Origin of the sequence: Thiothrix winogradskyi, from assembly GCF_021650935.1 — a bacterium.
Lineage (GTDB): Bacteria > Pseudomonadota > Gammaproteobacteria > Thiotrichales > Thiotrichaceae > Thiothrix > Thiothrix winogradskyi.
This window is the reverse complement of record NZ_CP091244.1, coordinates 2,277,003-2,294,344: the sequence shown is the minus strand read 5'-3', so window position 1 is coordinate 2,294,344 and position 17,342 is coordinate 2,277,003. Positions and strand designations below refer to the sequence as shown.

Annotated in this window: 13 protein-coding genes and 1 tRNA gene; 3 read left to right on the top strand and 11 right to left on the bottom strand. The window is 50.8% G+C overall.

The annotated features are described in order from the left end of the window. Positions 1–3: 3 nt before the first annotated feature. Positions 4–1,599, top strand: a complete 1,596-nt coding sequence (locus tag L2Y54_RS11715) for an ABC transporter permease (protein ID WP_236502028.1) — start codon at positions 4–6, stop codon at positions 1,597–1,599. Beyond that, positions 1,599–2,642: an ABC transporter ATP-binding protein gene (locus L2Y54_RS11710; RefSeq protein WP_236496291.1), complete on the top strand. Its 1,044-nt coding sequence runs from the start codon at positions 1,599–1,601 to the stop codon at positions 2,640–2,642. Before L2Y54_RS11715 ends, L2Y54_RS11710 begins: the two co-directional genes overlap by 1 nt. 23 nt (positions 2,643–2,665) lie before the next feature. Here L2Y54_RS11710 and L2Y54_RS11705 read toward each other — a convergent pair whose 3' ends face one another. Further along, on the bottom strand, positions 2,666–3,103 hold the full coding sequence (locus L2Y54_RS11705; protein ID WP_236496290.1) for a hypothetical protein: 438 nt from the start codon (positions 3,101–3,103) through the stop codon (positions 2,666–2,668). A gap of 297 nt (positions 3,104–3,400) precedes the next feature. Here L2Y54_RS11705 and L2Y54_RS11700 point away from each other — a divergent pair, with 297 nt between their 5' ends. After that, the gene (locus tag L2Y54_RS11700) at positions 3,401–5,437 is read left to right on the top strand and encodes a DNA topoisomerase III (protein WP_236496289.1); all 2,037 of its coding nucleotides are present in this window, start codon (positions 3,401–3,403) and stop codon (positions 5,435–5,437) included. A gap of 14 nt (positions 5,438–5,451) precedes the next feature. On the opposite strand, the gene truB is transcribed toward L2Y54_RS11700, so the two are convergent. The 10 genes from truB to nuoL form a co-directional block, all read right to left on the bottom strand. Further along, the gene (gene truB / locus L2Y54_RS11695; RefSeq protein ID WP_236496288.1) at positions 5,452–6,375 is read right to left on the bottom strand and encodes a tRNA pseudouridine(55) synthase TruB; all 924 of its coding nucleotides are present in this window, start codon (positions 6,373–6,375) and stop codon (positions 5,452–5,454) included. Beyond that, positions 6,372–6,788, bottom strand: coding sequence for a 30S ribosome-binding factor RbfA (gene rbfA, locus L2Y54_RS11690; RefSeq protein WP_236496287.1), 417 nt, complete (start codon positions 6,786–6,788; stop codon positions 6,372–6,374). Before rbfA ends, truB begins: the two co-directional genes overlap by 4 nt. Positions 6,789–6,791: 3 nt before the next feature. Then, entirely contained in the window at positions 6,792–9,815 is a 3,024-nt protein-coding gene (gene infB, locus L2Y54_RS11685; RefSeq protein ID WP_236496286.1) for a translation initiation factor IF-2, read from the bottom strand. 21 nt (positions 9,816–9,836) lie between these two features. Next, the gene (gene nusA, locus L2Y54_RS11680; protein ID WP_236496285.1) at positions 9,837–11,333 is read right to left on the bottom strand and encodes a transcription termination factor NusA; all 1,497 of its coding nucleotides are present in this window, start codon (positions 11,331–11,333) and stop codon (positions 9,837–9,839) included. After that, on the bottom strand, positions 11,330–11,806 hold the full coding sequence (gene rimP, locus L2Y54_RS11675) for a ribosome maturation factor RimP (RefSeq protein WP_236496284.1): 477 nt from the start codon (positions 11,804–11,806) through the stop codon (positions 11,330–11,332). The genes nusA and rimP overlap by 4 nt, the downstream gene beginning before the upstream one ends. Positions 11,807–11,872: 66 nt before the next feature. After that, positions 11,873–11,949 (bottom strand) — tRNA-Met (locus tag L2Y54_RS11670). A 65-nt stretch (positions 11,950–12,014) separates the two neighbouring features. Then, the gene (locus L2Y54_RS11665; RefSeq protein WP_236496283.1) at positions 12,015–12,305 is read right to left on the bottom strand and encodes a DUF2818 family protein; all 291 of its coding nucleotides are present in this window, start codon (positions 12,303–12,305) and stop codon (positions 12,015–12,017) included. Further along, positions 12,302–13,738, bottom strand: coding sequence for an NADH-quinone oxidoreductase subunit NuoN (gene nuoN / locus L2Y54_RS11660; RefSeq protein WP_236496282.1), 1,437 nt, complete (start codon positions 13,736–13,738; stop codon positions 12,302–12,304). The genes L2Y54_RS11665 and nuoN overlap by 4 nt, the downstream gene beginning before the upstream one ends. A gap of 2 nt (positions 13,739–13,740) precedes the next feature. Continuing rightward, positions 13,741–15,279: an NADH-quinone oxidoreductase subunit M gene (locus L2Y54_RS11655; RefSeq protein WP_236496281.1), complete on the bottom strand. Its 1,539-nt coding sequence runs from the start codon at positions 15,277–15,279 to the stop codon at positions 13,741–13,743. 32 nt (positions 15,280–15,311) lie between these two features. Then, complete coding sequence (gene nuoL, locus L2Y54_RS11650; protein WP_236496280.1) at positions 15,312–17,339, bottom strand: NADH-quinone oxidoreductase subunit L; 2,028 nt, start codon at positions 17,337–17,339, stop codon at positions 15,312–15,314. Positions 17,340–17,342: the final 3 nt, after the last annotated feature.

Below are 17,342 nucleotides of genomic sequence, written 5' to 3'. Positions count from 1 at the left end.
AGCATGGCACTCCTTACTGCTTTGCCGATCCTCGCGGTATTCGGCTATGTGTTCGTGCCTGCGCCCGACGTTTGGCAGCATTTGCGCGAAACAGTCCTCACCGATTATTTGCTAAATACGCTGTGGCTGGTATTGGGCGTGGGGTTTGGTGTATTGCTGCTAGGGCTTCCAGTGGCGTGGCTAAACAGCATGTGCGAATTTCCGGGACGGCGGCTGTTTGAATGGGCATTGCTATTACCAATGGCAATGCCCGCTTACATTATTGCCTACACCTACACCGGGATGCTGGATTTTTCCGGCCCGGTACAAACCTTATTGCGCGACCTCACGGGTTGGGGTTACGGCGATTATTACTTCCCGAATGTGCGTTCCCTTGGTGGCGCAATCACCATGCTTTCACTCGTGCTGTTCCCGTATGTGTATTTGTTGGCGCGGGCAGCGTTTCTGGAACAGTCAATTTGTGTGCTGGAAGTAAGCCGCACCTTGGGTTCAAACCAATGGCAAAGTTTCTTTCGGGTGGCGTTGCCCTTGGCGCGTCCGGCGATTATTACCGGCTTGTCGTTGGCGTTGATGGAAACGTTGGCAGATTTTGGCACGGTGCAATATTTCGGCGTATCGACCTTTACTACAGGCATTTTCCGTACTTGGTTTGGCTTGGGCGATCACGCGGCGGCTTCGCAATTGGCAGCGTTGCTGATGGGGTTTGTGTTTGTGCTGATTCTGTTGGAACGTTGGTCGCGGAGTCGGGCGCGGTATCACCATACCTCCAGCAAATATTCGCGCATTCCGAAATTCCGTTTGCGCGGCTGGACGGCAGTGGCGGCGGTGTTGGTGTGCGCCCTGCCCTTGCTGCTGGGGTTTGTGATTCCGGTGGGGCAATTGCTGCATTGGAGCATTAAAGTTGCCAGCAAGGGGCTGGATAGCGATTTCATTAATCTGGTATGGCACAGCTTGATGCTGGCGAGTTTGGCGGCGGTATTCGCGCTATTGCTGGCATTGATTCTGGGTTATGGCAAACGGCTGAATAATGATCCGCTGGTCAGCATTGCGTCGCGGATTGCGGCAATGGGTTATGCAATTCCGGGGACGGTGATTGCGATTGGGGTGCTGATTCCGTTTGCGTGGGCGGATACGCAACTCAACCATCTGAGCAAGCAATTTTTCGACAGCAACGTGGGATTGTTGCTGAGTGGCACGCTGTTTACGCTGCTATTTGCCTACAACGTGCGCTTTTTAGCGGTGTCGCTGCAAACGGTGGAAGCGGGTTTGGGCAAGATCAAACCGACGCTGGATAATGCGGGGCGTTCGCTGGGCTTGAGTCCCTTGGGTGTGTTGCGGCGGCTGCATTTGCCGTTGATGAAAGGCTCGTTACTCACCGCGATTTTGCTGGTGTTTGTGGATGTACTGAAAGAATTGCCTGCCACGCTGATTTTGCGCCCGTTCAATTTCAATACGCTGGCAGTGCGGGCGTATGAATTGGCTTCGGATGAACGGCTGGCGGATGCGGGTTTGCCGTCGCTAATGATTGTGGCGGCGGGGATTATTCCGGTGATTTTATTGAGTCGTTCGATTAGCAAATCGCGGGCTGGGGAACATTGATGAGCAAGTTAATCCTACAAAACATTCACATCGAATACGGTAGCAATGCGGTGGTACACGATGTCAATCTGACGGTGGAAGACGGGCAAATCGGTTGTTTGCTAGGGCCAAGTGGCTGTGGCAAGACGACCTTGCTGCGGGCAATTGCCGGTTTCGAGCCTGTTACTCGTGGCACGATCACGCTCAAAGATCAGGTAATCAGTGCGCCCGATGTACATTTGCCGCCGGAAAAACGCAATATCGGCATGGTGTTTCAGGATTACGCGCTGTTTCCGCACCTGAGCATTGCTGACAATATCACCTTCGGGATTCGCAAACAGTCGGGCAAAGATAAAGTGCGGCGTGTGGCGGAATTGCTGGAGTTGGTGAACTTGCCGGGATATGAAAAGCGTTACCCACACGAACTTTCTGGCGGACAGCAGCAACGAATTGCCTTGGCACGCGCCCTTGCGCCACAACCACGCTTACTGTTACTAGATGAACCGTTTGGTAGCCAAGACGTGGAATTGCGCGAAATGTTAGCACGGGAAGTGCGCGATATTCTCAAGCGCGAAGGCATGACGGCGATTCTGGTCACGCACGACCAGCACGAAGCGTTTGCAATGGCAGATGAAATTGGCGTGTTGCAAAGCGGGCGTTTGCAGCAATGGGATACAGGTTATAATTTATACCATACCCCTGTGAATCAATTTGTGGCGGGATTTATTGGGCAGGGGGCGTTGATTACCGGCACAGTGTTGAATCATGACACCGTTTCCACCTTACTGGGTGCTGTCAAGGGTGAAGTGCCATTCGACTGTGTGCCTAATTGTCCGGTTGATGTCCTGATTCGCCCTGATGACCTGAAATTGGTTGCCGATGCACCCCGTAAAGCCAAGGTGGTTTCACGTGTATTTCGCGGCGCAGAATACCTGTATGTGTTGGGTTTAGCCGATAACAGCCAAATTCTCGCACTGGCACCCAGTCATCAAGAATACGCCATTGGGGAAACGGTGTGTTTCGAGCTGGATATGCAACATCTCGTCATTCTGAAACGACGTTGATTTATTGCGCATAATCCCGCGTATTATAACTTACTAAAAGCAGCCGCTATATCAGCAACACTTAAAGTACGCACCGGCGGAATCTCTGGAACTTGAGAAACGTGATAGTCATCTGGAATATGCAGGGTTAGTGTCCAGGTATTGGCATTAAATGAGGCTTTTTCTTTGGATAATTCGACTGCTTTAGGAAAGGTATATAAGGGTGAATAAAAGCAGATTTTATAAAAGCCTGATTGAAGTTTGATTTTTCTCAGATTGAAAGCGGTTTCCGATGGTTCCGCCACTTGCTTAAAAGAAATCTGCCCGGTTTCACTGGTATCAAACGCCAGCCAGTCCCCCGATCCCCAGCCTAACTTTCTGAACAGCCCAGATCCAAAGGACAAACACAGATTATCTCTACCGCCCACGTGCTCCATATCCAGGATAATATCGAAACTTCCTGAAGCAGGTTTCTTACTCATTCATTGCCTCAACTGACATATTTAAACAGGGACGCTATATTGCGACTTATTCATGATTGCGCTTAGCTGAATTCAGCTTTTGATATTATTGGATGCATTTAATCCAAAAATCGTCGGAAACTATACGGATTAATGGACGTAGCCGGATCAGCGGGATGTGCTGACAGGATAACAGGCATAACCACAAAATAAAAGTCTTCACAGAAAATTCATTTAACAATAATTTAACAACACGTTTGCCGCAGTCCCCGGAAATGCCTATGATGCAGGCGATGAACCACTTAACTATTAATAACCATGCTGTACTTGTGTGAAAAACCTAGCCAAGCGCGGGATATTGCCCGCGTGTTGGGTGCAAGTGGGCGTGGTGATGGCTTTTTACAAGGTCAGGGGATTATCGTCACTTGGTGCTTTGGTCATTTATTGGAACAAGCAGAACCGGATGCTTATGGTGAGCAATACAAGCGCTGGAATTTTGCCTCCCTGCCCATTTTGCCGCAACAGTGGAAACTGGATGTAAAAAAATCCGGTGCAAAACAGTTCAAAGTCATCAAGACCCTGCTCACCAAAACCCAACACGTCGTCATTGCCACGGATGCGGATCGCGAAGGGGAAATGATTGCGCGTGAAGTGCTCGAAATGTGCCGTTATTACGGTCAAATTTCGCGCCTGTGGTTATCCGCTCTGGATGATGCCAGCATTCGCAAAGCCTTAGCGCAACTCAAACCCGGCGAGGCAACTGCATCCCTGTATCAAGCAGGCTTGGCACGCAGCCGGGCAGACTGGCTAGTGGGCATGAATTTGAGCCGTGCCTATACCTTAGCCGCGCAATACAACGGGCAACTGACTGGAAAAAGCGGGGCGTTGAGTGTCGGGCGTGTGCAAACCCCCACGCTACGGTTGGTGGTGGATCGCGATGCCCAGATTAAACATTTCGTGCCACTGGATTACTGGGATGTGACTGCCGCGTGCCTGCCCGATGCTGCTGAACAAACCTTCAAAGCCAACTGGCTTCCGCAAAAAGGGCAGCAAAGCATTGACGAGGAAGGACGCTGCCTAGACAGCCAGTTAGCCGAACAGGTGGCAACAAGCTGTAAGGGGCAGGATGCCAAGGTGCTGTGCTGCGACACTGAACGCAAACGCCAGAATGCACCGTTGCCCTACGAGCTTTCCGGCTTACAAGTGGAAGCGTCACGACGCTGGGGCATGAGCGCCAAACAAGTGCTGGATGTGGCACAAGCCTTATACGAAACCCACAAACTCACCACCTACCCACGTACCGATTGCGGCTATTTACCCGTGTCCCAACACGCGGATGCCGTAGCAGTCTTCCAAGCACTGACCCAAACAGACCGCAATTTTTCCGAATTAGTCGCGCAAGCCAACCCTGACCGCAAAAGCAAAGCGTGGGATGACAGCAAAATTACCGCACACCACGGCATCATTCCCACCGCCGCCAAAGGCAGCATTGAACGCCTGTCAGAAACTGAATTCTTTATCTACGACTTGATTCGCAAACGTTATTTGGCGCAATTTTTCCCTGCTTACGAATACGACCAAAGCGTGATCGAACTGGAATGCTTAGGCTATAAATTCCGCGCATCGGGGCGGGTTGACCGTGTAGCAGGCTGGAAAATTGCCTACCAAGAACCCGGTGACACCAGCAACGTAACCGCTAATGCCGACACGCAAGCCTTACCCCAATTGAACGTGGGGGATACGGTGTTGATTCAAGACACCGAATGCCTCAAACGCCAAACCAAACCGCCCGCGCCCTACACCGAAGGCACACTTATTCAAGCCATGAAAGGCATTGCCAAACACGTTGAGAACCCCAAACTCAAAGCGATTCTCAAAGAAAACGCCGGAATTGGCACCGAAGCCACTCGTGCTGGGATTATCGAAACGCTGTTACAACGCAAATTGCTGGAGCGCGAAGGCAAAAAGAAAAACCTACGCGCCACGCCCAAAGGCATTTCCCTGATCGGCATGTTACCCAATGCGGTGAAAGACCCCGCCCTGACTGCCGCCTGGGAACAAGCGCTCGAAGCCGTCGCCAGCGGCGAGATGTTGCTGGAACAATTCATGGAAAAGCAGCAAAACTGGCTGCACAAAGTGCTGGCACGTGCCAAAGCCAGCGTGGGCACATTACCGGAAACCTCACCGGAAACGCCATCGCCTCAAGCTACGCCTGCACAGGAAACCGTTAGCGCAAGCCAGATCTGCCCTGCTTGTGGCAAGCACATGGTCAAACGTGAAGGTAAATACGGAATATTTTGGGGATGCAGTGGCTTCCCGCATTGCAAAACCATCGTCAATATTCGCAAAAAGTGATGAGCGTGACAACCTTAAGCAACAGGTGAGGCAGGCGTGTACGCCAATAAACGCCGGGGAATAATCACCCCATTGCTGGCTTCACCCAAGCCGATGAATTCGCCGGATTCGCTGTACAAACGCAGCAGTTCGGCATCAGCATCGTCGGTACGCACCTTTTGTCCCTGACGTAAGCGCACAATCACGGCTTCAGCCAAGGTAAGAGCGGGTATGTGCGGCAAGGCAGCATCCAACGGCAACAGCAACGCATCCAAAGCCTCAGGGTCAGGTTCCGCCAATGCCCGTAATTCTTCCAACGTGTACATGCGCAATGCCCCAAACGGCTCAACCGCTTCACGCCGCAACATCGAAACATACGCCCCACACCCCAGCTTTTCACCGATGTCTTCCACCAGTGTGCGGATATACGTGCCTTTGCTGCACGTCACATCCAACGTCAGCGAATCGGGGGTACGTGACAGCACTTGCAAGGCATGAATCGTCACGGCACGTGCGGCACGTTCCACTTCCACACCTTGACGCGCCAGCTTATAAAGCGGTTGCCCGTCTTTTTTCAGCGCGGAATACATCGGTGGAATTTGGCTAATCTCACCACGGAATTGCGCCAGCACCGTTTCCAGCAACGCATCGGTAATCTCAGGAATGGGGCGCGGATTGAGCTTTTCACCTTCCGCATCACCCGTGGTACTCACATACCCCAAGGTTGCTGTGGTGAGATAACGCTTATCAGAATCGAGCAGAAAAGCAGACACTTTGGTGGCTTCACCAAAACACACCGGTAACATACCGGAAGCCAGCGGATCGAGACTGCCGGTATGCCCAGCTTTTTCCGCCTGAAACAGGAAACGTGCATCTTGTAACGCTTTATTGCTGGATACGCCTAAGCCCTTATCCAGCAATAAAATGCCATTCAGTTTGCGAAAACGCCGCTTACTCAAGGGGTAGCCGTGCCATTATTCGCATCAGCCGCGTCATCATCATGACGGTCAGAAGCAACGGCTTTAGCAATCAGCGCCGACAAGGCATTACCCTTGGTTTGGGTATCGTCGTAAAAGAAGTGCAATGCCGGGGTCATCCTCAATTTCAGCAAATGCCCCAATTCACGCCGCAAGAAACCGGCGGCATGGTTCAGGGCTTCCTGCGCCTCTAAACCCTGGTCGGCTTGCAAAGCATCGAACCAGATTTTAGCGTGGGCGAAATCTTTGGAAACCTCCACATCCAGCAACGTTATCATCCCAACGCGCGGATCTTTCACCCGATCGCGAATCAGGATAGCCAAATCGCGGCGGATTTGTTCGCCGACCCGATCAGCACGGGCAAAACCTTGAGGGCGTGAATGATGACTGGGCATAGCTTAAATCTTCCGCGCCACTTCGACACGTTCGTAACATTCGATGTTATCGCCTTTGCGCACATCGTTGTAGTCTTTGACCGCGATACCGCACTCTGTCCCCATGTGGACTTCTTTCACGTCATCACGGTGGCGGCGTAAGGATTCCAACTCGCCGTTGAAAATCACCACATTATCACGCAACACGCGAATCGGCAGGCTACGGCGCATGGCACCATCGACCACCAAGCAACCGGCAACCTGACCCAATGCCGAAGAACGGAAGACATCGCGCACTTCTGCCAAACCGACAAAGACTTCACGCACTTCCGGCGACAACAGACCACTCATGACCGACTTAATGTCGTCGATGACTTCGTAAATGATGCTGTAATAACGAATCGTAACACCGTTGTCCGCAGCGGTTTTACGCGCGGTAGCATCGGTACGCACATTGAACGCAATCATGGTCGCTTTGGATGCCATCGCCAAATCAACGTCGCTGGCACTAATGCCACCCACGCCAGCAGCCACCACCCGTACTTCGACCTCATCGGTTGAAAGATTGAGCAATTCATTACGCAATGCTTCCACACTGCCCTGTACATCCGCTTTGATCAACACGTTAACCTGCGCACGTTCACTCGCCTTCACTTGCGTGAAGAAGTCTTCTGACTTGCTCACATGCTGGGCAGCAAAACGGGTATCACGTTGTTTTTCACGGCGCAATTCCGCAATTTCACGCGCCTTGCGCTCATCGTTCAGCACCACGACTTCATCGCCCGCTTCAGGTGCAGCGGAAAGACCAAGTACCGCAACCGGAATGGATGGTCCAGCCTCTTTCACCGGACGACCGTTTTCGTCGAACATCGCCCGAACTTTGCCGTATTCGGAACCGCACAGCAGCAAATCACCGCGACGCAAAGTACCACTACGCACTAAAACGGTAGCAACCGCACCGCGACCTTTCTCGATACTGGCTTCGATCACGTGACCGGTAGCAGGCGCATCCACAGGCGCAGTCAATTCCTGCACTTCGGCAACTAACAACAAGGTTTCCAACAAAGCGTCAATGCCCTGCCCGGTTTTTGCAGAAATTTGCACAACCGGTACATCACCACCCCACGCTTCGGTATTCACCTCATGCTGGGAAAGCTCGCTCAGTACCCGGTCAATGTCTGCACCTTGTTTGTCGATTTTGTTAATCGCCACCACCATTGGCACACCTGCCGCTTTCGCGTGCTTGATGGCTTCTTTGGTCTGTGGCATTACACCGTCATCGGCGGCAACGATCAGGATAATAATATCGGTGACTTTTGCACCACGTTCACGCATTTGGGTAAACGCCTGATGCCCCGGTGTATCAAGGAAAGTGACCGTGCCATGATCCGTGTCGACGTGGTAAGCGCCAATATGCTGGGTAATCCCCCCCGCTTCACCGGCTGCTACCCGTGTTTTACGGATATAGTCGAGCAAGGATGTCTTACCATGGTCAACGTGACCCATGATGGTAACGACAGGTGGGCGCGGCTCTGCTTTGTATTCGGTGGCATCCTGCCCGATCATCGCCGCCAACAATGCCGCATCATCCATTTCCTGCATCGGCTTGGCTTTGTGGCCTAACTCTTCTGTCACCAGAATCGCGGTATCTTGGTCGATGGCCTGGTTGATGGTCATCATCATGCCCATTTTCATCATCGCCTTGATGATGTCGGTGGCACGAATAGCTAACTTTTGCGCCAAGTCAGATACAACGATAGTCGTTGGAATCTCGATTTCCTTGACAACCGGCGCGGTTGGTTTTTCAAAACCGTGTTTGGCGTTACTTTGCTGCTGCCGTGGATCAGGCTTGAAAGCATCACGCCGCCCGCCGCCGCCTTTCTTTTTACCGGGACGACCGCCACCTGCTGCGGGAACATGCAACTCTTCACGTCCGCCACGCCCTGCCACTTTAGTTTTGGAGGGTTTTTTGTCAATACGCTTATCATCAGGCGTTACCGTCTCTGTGTATTTCTCAACAACGACATCGGCAACAATCGGTTTTTCTGCTTCAGGCTCGCTAACATCAGCCACTTCTCGCGGCGCAAGCGTTGGCTTAGGCTTCAACTTTGAAGGGCGGCGCTTCAGCGCTGTTGCTGCTTCTTCACGTGCAGCAGCAGCAACAACGTCACGTTGCTCACGCGCACTTAAATTTTCCGTTAATTCAGCACCGGAAGGGTTGGCAGCGACCGGTATTGCAGGTGGTGCAGCTACTTTAACGGGGGATGCCGCTACCGGCTTGACAACAGGTACAATAGCCTCAGGTTTTGGAGTGACCACCTCAGGTTTTGGGGTAAGCACCTCAGCCTTAACAACTGGAGCAGGTGGCGTGACGGGTTTCACTGGCGTAACAACCGTGTCACCGACCATTGTTGTAGGGACTGGTGCTGGCGGCGTTGGTGCTGCTGACGCTGGGGGTACTGGCGCTGATGGTGTTGGTGCTGCTGACGCAGGGGGTACTGGCGCTGATGATGGTGTTGGCGCTGATGATGGTGTTGGCGCTGCCTGACGTTGCTCCATGCGCTTGCTGTCCATTTGGCGACGCTCCTGCCCGGATTTGTGCACGGCAGACTCACGAGCCTGACGCTCAGCCGATAACTGACGCGCCAATTCTTCGGTTCGGCTCAAACGCGCTCCGCCAGTAGCAGGTGCGCCATTACTGGGCGGCACTTCAACCGCACCGTGCTGCTGCTCGGTCGGCTTGGCAACGGAACCGGGAGCAAAGGTTTTCTTATGCCTAACTTCAACGTTCACCGTTTTATTACGCGCACCACCTGCACCCACGCTCATTTCACTGGTTGAGCGCCGTTTAATGGTAATTTTGTTGCCACCACTACTGACTGGGGCGGTGCCTTGACGGATATGTGCCAACAATTTCAGTTTCTGTGCATCAGTAATCCAAGCATCAGGGCCATTCACATGAATACCTGCGTCCTGTAACTGCTTGAGCAGAACTTCAACGGGAGCATTGACTATCTCGGCAAGTTTTTTGACTGCTATGTCCGACATCTATTTCTTCCTCCCGCAGAATTAAGCTTCTGCTTTATCGTCCGTAAACCAAGGCTCACGGGCTTTCATAATCAAACTGGCAGCACGCGCCTCATCAATGCCAGCCAATTCCGTGAGTTCATCCACGGATTGTTCTGCCAGATCTTCCATCGTGCAAATGCCCTGGGTTGCCAACTTAAAGGCCAAGGTATCATCCATGCCTTCCATGTGCAGGAGATCTGCTGCTGGCAAGTGGGTATCCTGAGAAATGGCTTGCGATAACAACGCTGTTTGGGCACGGTCACGCAATTCATTAATAATCGTTTCGTCAAAGCTTTCAATGGCCATGAATTCTTCAATTGGCACGTAAGCCACTTCTTCCAGTGTAGAGAAACCTTCTTCCACCAAAATTACCGCCACTTCCTCATCAACATCCAGTTTTTCCATGAACAGGTTGATGATGGATTGTTGCTCCGCTTGGGTCTTGGCTTCGGCTTCTTCCACGCTCATGACATTCAGTGTCCAGCCAGTCAGTTCGCTGGCAAGGCGTACATTTTGCCCGCCACGCCCAATGGCTTGTGACAGCTTTTCGCCATCCACACCAATGTCCATGCTTTTACTGTCCTCATCCACCACAATGGAGAGTACTTCAGCAGGAGCCATCGCGTTCATCACGTAGGTCGCGATGTCTTCGTTCCAGAGCACGATGTCCACGCGCTCTTTACCACCGAGTTCGTTAGTGACGGTTTGAATACGTGAACCACGCATCCCCACGCAAGCCCCAATCGGATCAATGTTCGGCAAGTTAGCACGAACGGCAACTTTAGCGCGGGAACCCGCATCACGGGCAGCACCCATTATATCAATCATTTCCTGACTGACTTCAGGAACTTCAAGTTTCATCAACTCAATCAGGAAATTCACATCCGAACGGCTGACAATAATCTGCGGGCCGCGCATGTCCTGATGAATTTCCTTCAGATAACCTCGAACCCGTGCGCCAACGTGCAGCATTTCACCGGGAATCATTTCTTCACGGGGAATAAAGGCTTCCGCGTTTTCCCCCATGTCCAGCACGATACCTTTACGGTCAGCACGTTTGACCACACCCATGATCAAATGCCCGACTTTATCCCGATACGCGGAAACCACTTTCTCACGCTCAGCCTCACGCACCTTGGCAACAATGACTTGCTTGGCTGTTTGTGCCGCAATACGACCAAACTCAACCGAGGGGATGGCTTCTTCAACGTAATCGCCGATAGCCACACTCAAGCCACGATCTTTGGCATAGCTTTCCAAAATTTGGCGTTCAGGGCTTTCAAAATCGGGGGCTTCATCATCCACCACTTTCCAGCGGCGGAAGGTTTCATAATCCCCGGTTTGACGGTTTACCGAGACACGTGCATCGATGTTCATGCCGTAACGTTTACGGGTAGCCATTGCCAACGCTGTTTCTACTGCCTGGAAAATTAATTCCTTGCTGACATTTTTTTCATTGGAGACTGCATCAACAACGTAGAGAATTTCTTTATTCATGCGTGTTTACCGCCCTTGCGCTGAGGTCGAATATCCAGAACAACTCGCCCACGATCAATAACATCGTAAGGAATCTCAAAGACTGTGCCTTCCACTTCCATGGAAATGTGGGTGTCGTTCGCATCCTTCAACTTCCCGACGAAGTTGCGGCGTTTTTCCACCGGCAGACGGGTACGCACTTTAATGTGCTTGCCTACATACAGAGCATAGTGTGCGGGGATGAATAACACCCGGTCAATTCCGGGCGAAGATACTTCAAGAATATAGGCAACGGGAATCAGGTCATCCACATCGAGTGCGGCACTCAACTGGTTGCTGACACGTCCGCAGTCATCTACCGTAATACCTTGCTCAGAGTCGATGAAGATACGTAACAACGCACTTTCCGTTTGTGGACGGTACTCATAACCCCACAAATCATAACCGAGGCCGGTGACAGTGGTATGAATCAGCGTATCTAATCTTTCTTGCATTACGTCTTGGGTACCTTCTTGGGTAGCACATAATAAAAAAGGCCCTGATAGGGGCCTTCTTATAATTGGTAGCGGGGGCAGGATTTGAACCTGCGACCTTCGGGTTATGAGCCCGACGAGCTGCCAGACTGCTCCACCCCGCATCAGAGGAGCGAACTATAAAGCAAAGGATTAACCCTTGCAAGCCTTATCGAAACAAAACCTGAAATTAACGTACATGGCGATAAATGAAGCCAGGAAACGCGAATACCAAAAACAAAGACAAGGTAACGGCGTAAAATTCCCAATCCTGAGCGTGTATGGTTCCCATCGCACGCTGCTCCAGCAACAATGCCAAAGCACCCACGACGAAGTACAATACAAACCATTCCAACAAACGTAACCAAGCTGACTTGCGTTCACATTGCAAAATGAGAAAACAACGCTGACTTAACCACGGCAAATTAGCCAATAACAACGCGAGACCTAGAAAGCCCCACTGCAAAACGGATAAACTCATAAACGACTAGCGACCATTGCTGCTGAACAAATTCCCATTAGCGTTCCAGGGAACACTCCCAGCAACACCATGAGTACGCCATTTAGACTGATCAGCACATTAAAATCAAGTTCAGCCTGAATCGGTGCGGTTTGTTCCGGCTTATCAAAGTACATCATTTTAATCGCGCGTAAGTAGTAATACGCCCCGATCACCGACATCAACACCATGAACACCGCAGCCCACAAATAACCCGCCTGCATCACAGACTCAATGACGAACAATTTCGCATAAAAGCCCACTGTTGGCGGAATCCCCGCCATCGAAAACAAGAAGACCATCATGAGAAAGGCATACCACGGATTGCGCTCGTTCAAACCCTTCAAGTCATCCAGCGTTTCCGCCTCAAAGCCTTCACGCCCCAGCAAAATCAGGATAGCAAAACCACCCGCAGCCATCATCGCGTAAGTAATGGTGTAAAACAGTGCGGCAGAATAACCTTCCGATGTCCCTGTCAGCGCCGCCAACAGAATGAACCCCATGTGCGCAATCGTAGAATAAGCCAACATCCGCTTAAGGTTAAACTGCGCAATCGCGATCAGATTACCCAAAAATACCGACAACAACCCAAACACCAAGAGCAGTTGCGCCCAACCGGGCTGGGCAGCACCCATAGACTCCGCCAGTACCCGCAATAACATTGCCAACGCTGCCAGTTTCGGCACACTCCCCAAAAACATGGTTACAGCAGTCGGCGCTCCCTGATACACATCGGGAACCCACATATGGAAAGGCACTGCACCAAACTTAAAGGCAATACCCGCCACAATAAAGACCAGCGCAAACAACAACGGAATATTTTCCAGCACATTTTGCGCACTGACGTAAACCATTACCTCAGCAAACTCCAGCTTTCCGCTCAAGCCATACAGCATGGAAATCCCATACAACAACAAACCAGAAGCAACCGCCCCCAGCACAAAATACTTCATTGCCGCCTCAGAGGAACGCCCATCATCACGATTAAATGCCACCAAGGCATACATCGACAACGCCAGCAACTCCAATCCCAAATACATCACCAGCAAATGATTGGCAGAAACCATCACCAACATGCCAAGCACGGCAAATAACGCCAAGAAGAAAAACTCCCCAATCCACGTATTAGTGTCTTTCAGATACTTGCGGGCATACACAAATACTGCAAACGTTAGCAGCAAAATGCTGACTTTCAGGACACCACCTAAATCATCACGCACATACATACCATTCAGGCCAGTTACTTTCTGACCATCCATTGCGCCGTAAGCCAATAAGGCAGTCGCCAACAACGCTACCTGAGTCAATAGATACGTCACCATGCGACAATCTTTGCTCAGAAACACGCCAAGCAGCAAAATCAGGCAGATCGTACTCAGCAGAAAAATTTCCGGCAGTGCAATTGCAATATTCATGATTAGCACCCCCCCGCAAGCCCAGCGCACAACTTACTCTGCAACGCCTGAGACAACAGATTTTCAATTGACACTTCCATCACATCCGTCAAAGGTTGAGGCCATAAGCCCAGTAACAATACCGCACCCGCCAATACTGCCAACATCCAAAACTCACGTCGCCCAATATCCTGCAAAGCAGCCACTTCCGCGTTTTTCACTTCACCAAACATTACCCGTTTGACCAGCCACAGCGTATAAGCAGCCCCCACAATCAAGGTCGTTGCTGCCGCAAACGCAATCCACGGATTCGCGCGGAAACTTGCCAAAATCACCATGAATTCACCCACAAACCCCGACGTACCCGGCAAGCCGGTATTCGCCATCGCAAACAGCACATAGAAAGCCGCGAACGTCGGCATTTGATTAGCAACCCCACCGTAGGCATTGATGTCACGGGTATGCATCCGGTCATACAAAACCCCGATACACAAGAACATCGCGCCGGAAATAAAACCGTGCGAAACCATTTGCACCATACCGCCCTGGATCGCCAAGATCGCGCTACTCATCGCACCTTCAACATTCTGGCTCTTGGCAATGCCATAAATCGTAAAAAAGCCTAACGTCACAAACCCCATGTGCGCGATAGACGAGTAAGCCACCAGCTTTTTCATGTCCTGCTGCACCAATGCCACAAAGCCGATGTACACCACCGCTGTCAATGACATGAAAATCACCAGCCAATCCAATTGCGCTGCCGCATCAGGCACGATTGGCAAGGCAAATCGCAAGAAGGCATAACCACCTACTTTCAGCGTAATTGCTGCCAAAATTACTGAACCACCCGTTGGTGCTTCCACGTGCGCATCCGGCAACCAGGTATGTACCGGCCACATTGGTACCTTCACCCCGAAAGCCAATAGGAATGACAAGAAAATTAAAGTTTGCGGCACAATATCAATCGGCAATTTATGCAAATCCGCCACCGCGAAACTGCCGCCCAATTGATACAGGTAGATCAAACTAATCAGCAAAAATACTGAACCCAAGAAGGTATACAAGAAAAACTTAATCGTGGCGTACACCCGACGTGCACCACCCCAAATCCCAATGATCAGGAACAGCGGAATCAGCATTGCCTCAAACAGGATATAGAACAGCATCGCATCCAGCGCCGCAAATACCCCGTTGACAATCCCCGCCATAATCAAAAAAGCTGCCATGTATTGGGAAATTCGATACGTAATCACTTCCCAGCCCGCAACCACCACCATCACCGTAATAAAGGTATTCAGCAGAATCAATGGCATGGAAATGCCATCCACCCCCAGATGGTAATTAATGTTAAACGCCTCAACCCAAGGGATAAGCTCCACAAACTGCATCTCAGCAGTACCGGGGGTAAAGTGTGTATACAAGGGCAAGCTGATCACAAACGTCAGTAACGCAATTCCCAGTGCAAACTGTTTAGCGCCAGAACGATCGCCCACAATTAATACACCCAAGCCACCGATAATCGGCAACCAGATCAACAAACTCAGTATTGGCAAATCAAGCATGTGCAATTCCAGTTAAAGCCAACAGAACGGGATTAGAAAAACAAAAACCAAGTAAGCATCAACAGAATGCCTGCCACCATCGAAAAGGCGTAGTGATACAAATACCCGGTCTGAAGATGACGCATCAAACCCGAAAGCCATCCGACTGCTTTTGCTGCGCCATTCACCACAAAACCATCAATCATCACACGCTCGCCGAAAGCCCACAGCCCGTTCCCCAGACTGACAGAGCCTTTCGCAAACACACTCTGATTAAAATCATCCAAATAATATTTACGATCCAACAAGGTATGCAGCCAACGGAACTTGTCATAAGCCCAGCGTGCCAGTGAATCATCTTTCAGGTAAATAAACCAAGCGGCAGCCAAACCTGCCATTGCCAACCAGAAAGGCGGCATCATCAAACCATGTACAATGAAACCGATCACCCCATGGTACGCAGCACTGATATGCTCAATCGCCAAATGCGCTGACAGCAAACTCTTCAAACCCGGATCAAAGTTATGTGCCGCATCGTTGACAAAGATTGCATCTTTAAAAAATGTACCAACTACCATTGGATCCAACAGATACCCCGCAAATATCGACGGAATCGCTAAAGCAATCAAAGGAATCGTCACCACCCACGGTGACTCATGCGGCTTACCACCGTGCCCATGATGCCCGTGATCATCATGACCGTGTCCATGATCATGCGTGTCAAAACGCTCTTTACCGTGGAACACCAAGAAGAACATACGGAAACTGTAAAAAGCCGTGACAAACACACCCAACAATACCAGCGTATAAGCGTAACCAGCCGCCCACAACTGTGATTCATGCACCGCTTCAATGATTAAATCTTTAGAGAAGAAACCAGAGAAACCAGGGAAGCCAATTAATGCCAAGGAACCAATTAAAGCCGTCCAATACGTAATCGGCATATACTTTTTCAGGCCACCCATTTTGCGAATATCCTGCTGATGGTGCATCGCTATAATCACCGAACCAGCCGCCAAGAATAACAATGCCTTAAAGAAGGCATGGGTCATCAAATGGAATACTGCCGCTGAATAGGCAGACGCCCCCAAAGCGACCGTCATATAACCAAGCTGCGACAAGGTGGAATACGCCACCACCCGCTTAATGTCATTCTGCACAATCCCAATCAGCCCCATAAAGAACGCAGTGGTTGCGCCAATAATCAGAATGAGATTCAGCGCAGTATCCGACATTTCAAAAATCGGTGACATCCGTGCCACCATGAAAATACCTGCCGTTACCATCGTTGCCGCATGAATCAATGCTGAAATAGGTGTGGGGCCTTCCATCGAATCGGGCAGCCACACATGCAAAGGTACTTGCGCCGATTTACCCATTGCCCCGATGAATAATAAAATAGCAGCGAGTGTCAGCACACTCCACTTAGTATCCCCAACAATCGCTATCTCCGCTCCCACCAAACCGGGTACGCCCGCGAAGACTTCCACATAATTTAACGTGCCAAAGTGCATCAACACCACGGCAATCCCCAGCAAAAACCCGAAATCTCCCACCCGATTCACCAAAAACGCCTTCATATTCGCGTAAATCGCGGTGTCTTTTTTATACCAGAAACCAATCAACAAATACGACACCAAGCCGACCGCTTCCCAGCCGAAGAACAACTGCAAAAAGTTGTTACTCATCACCAGCATCAGCATCGAAAAGGTAAACAACGAAATATAACTGAAGAAACGCTGATAACCGGGATCTTCGTGCATATAGCCAATCGTATAAATATGCACCATCAACGACACAAACGTAACCACCAACATCATCATCGTACTGAGGTTATCCAGCATGAAACCGATTTCAAACCGAATATCCGCAATCACTGCCCACGTATACACCGTACCGTTATACGTATTGCCATTACCCATCACATCATAGGCAACGTAAACCGACAGCAAAAATGCCACCGCCACGCCCAAAATCGTGACCCAATGCGCCCCTGCGCGTCCAATCTTTTTCCCAAATAGCCCCGCAACAATCGCCCCGAACAACGGTGCAAGCGGAATAGCCAGATAAATTGCCTCCATCGC

Excerpts from the sequence above, each read along its gene's own strand:
- nuoN (WP_236496282.1), bottom strand. The coding sequence starts at position 13,738 with ATGAATATTGCAATTGCACTGCCGGAAATTTTTCTGCTGAGTACGATC.
- L2Y54_RS11665 (WP_236496283.1), bottom strand. The coding sequence starts at position 12,305 with ATGAGTTTATCCGTTTTGCAGTGGGGCTTTCTAGGTCTCGCGTTGTTA.
- L2Y54_RS11700 (WP_236496289.1), top strand. The coding sequence starts at position 3,401 with ATGCTGTACTTGTGTGAAAAACCTAGCCAAGCGCGGGATATTGCCCGC.
- L2Y54_RS11655 (WP_236496281.1), bottom strand. The coding sequence starts at position 15,279 with ATGCTTGATTTGCCAATACTGAGTTTGTTGATCTGGTTGCCGATTATC.
- L2Y54_RS11705 (WP_236496290.1), bottom strand. The coding sequence starts at position 3,103 with ATGAGTAAGAAACCTGCTTCAGGAAGTTTCGATATTATCCTGGATATG.
- rimP (WP_236496284.1), bottom strand. The coding sequence starts at position 11,806 with ATGCAAGAAAGATTAGATACGCTGATTCATACCACTGTCACCGGCCTC.
- nusA (WP_236496285.1), bottom strand. The coding sequence starts at position 11,333 with ATGAATAAAGAAATTCTCTACGTTGTTGATGCAGTCTCCAATGAAAAA.
- L2Y54_RS11710 (WP_236496291.1), top strand. The coding sequence starts at position 1,599 with ATGAGCAAGTTAATCCTACAAAACATTCACATCGAATACGGTAGCAAT.
- nuoL (WP_236496280.1), bottom strand. The coding sequence starts at position 17,339 with ATGGAGGCAATTTATCTGGCTATTCCGCTTGCACCGTTGTTCGGGGCG.
- rbfA (WP_236496287.1), bottom strand. The coding sequence starts at position 6,788 with ATGCCCAGTCATCATTCACGCCCTCAAGGTTTTGCCCGTGCTGATCGG.
- L2Y54_RS11715 (WP_236502028.1), top strand. The coding sequence starts at position 4 with ATGGCACTCCTTACTGCTTTGCCGATCCTCGCGGTATTCGGCTATGTG.
- infB (WP_236496286.1), bottom strand. The coding sequence starts at position 9,815 with ATGTCGGACATAGCAGTCAAAAAACTTGCCGAGATAGTCAATGCTCCC.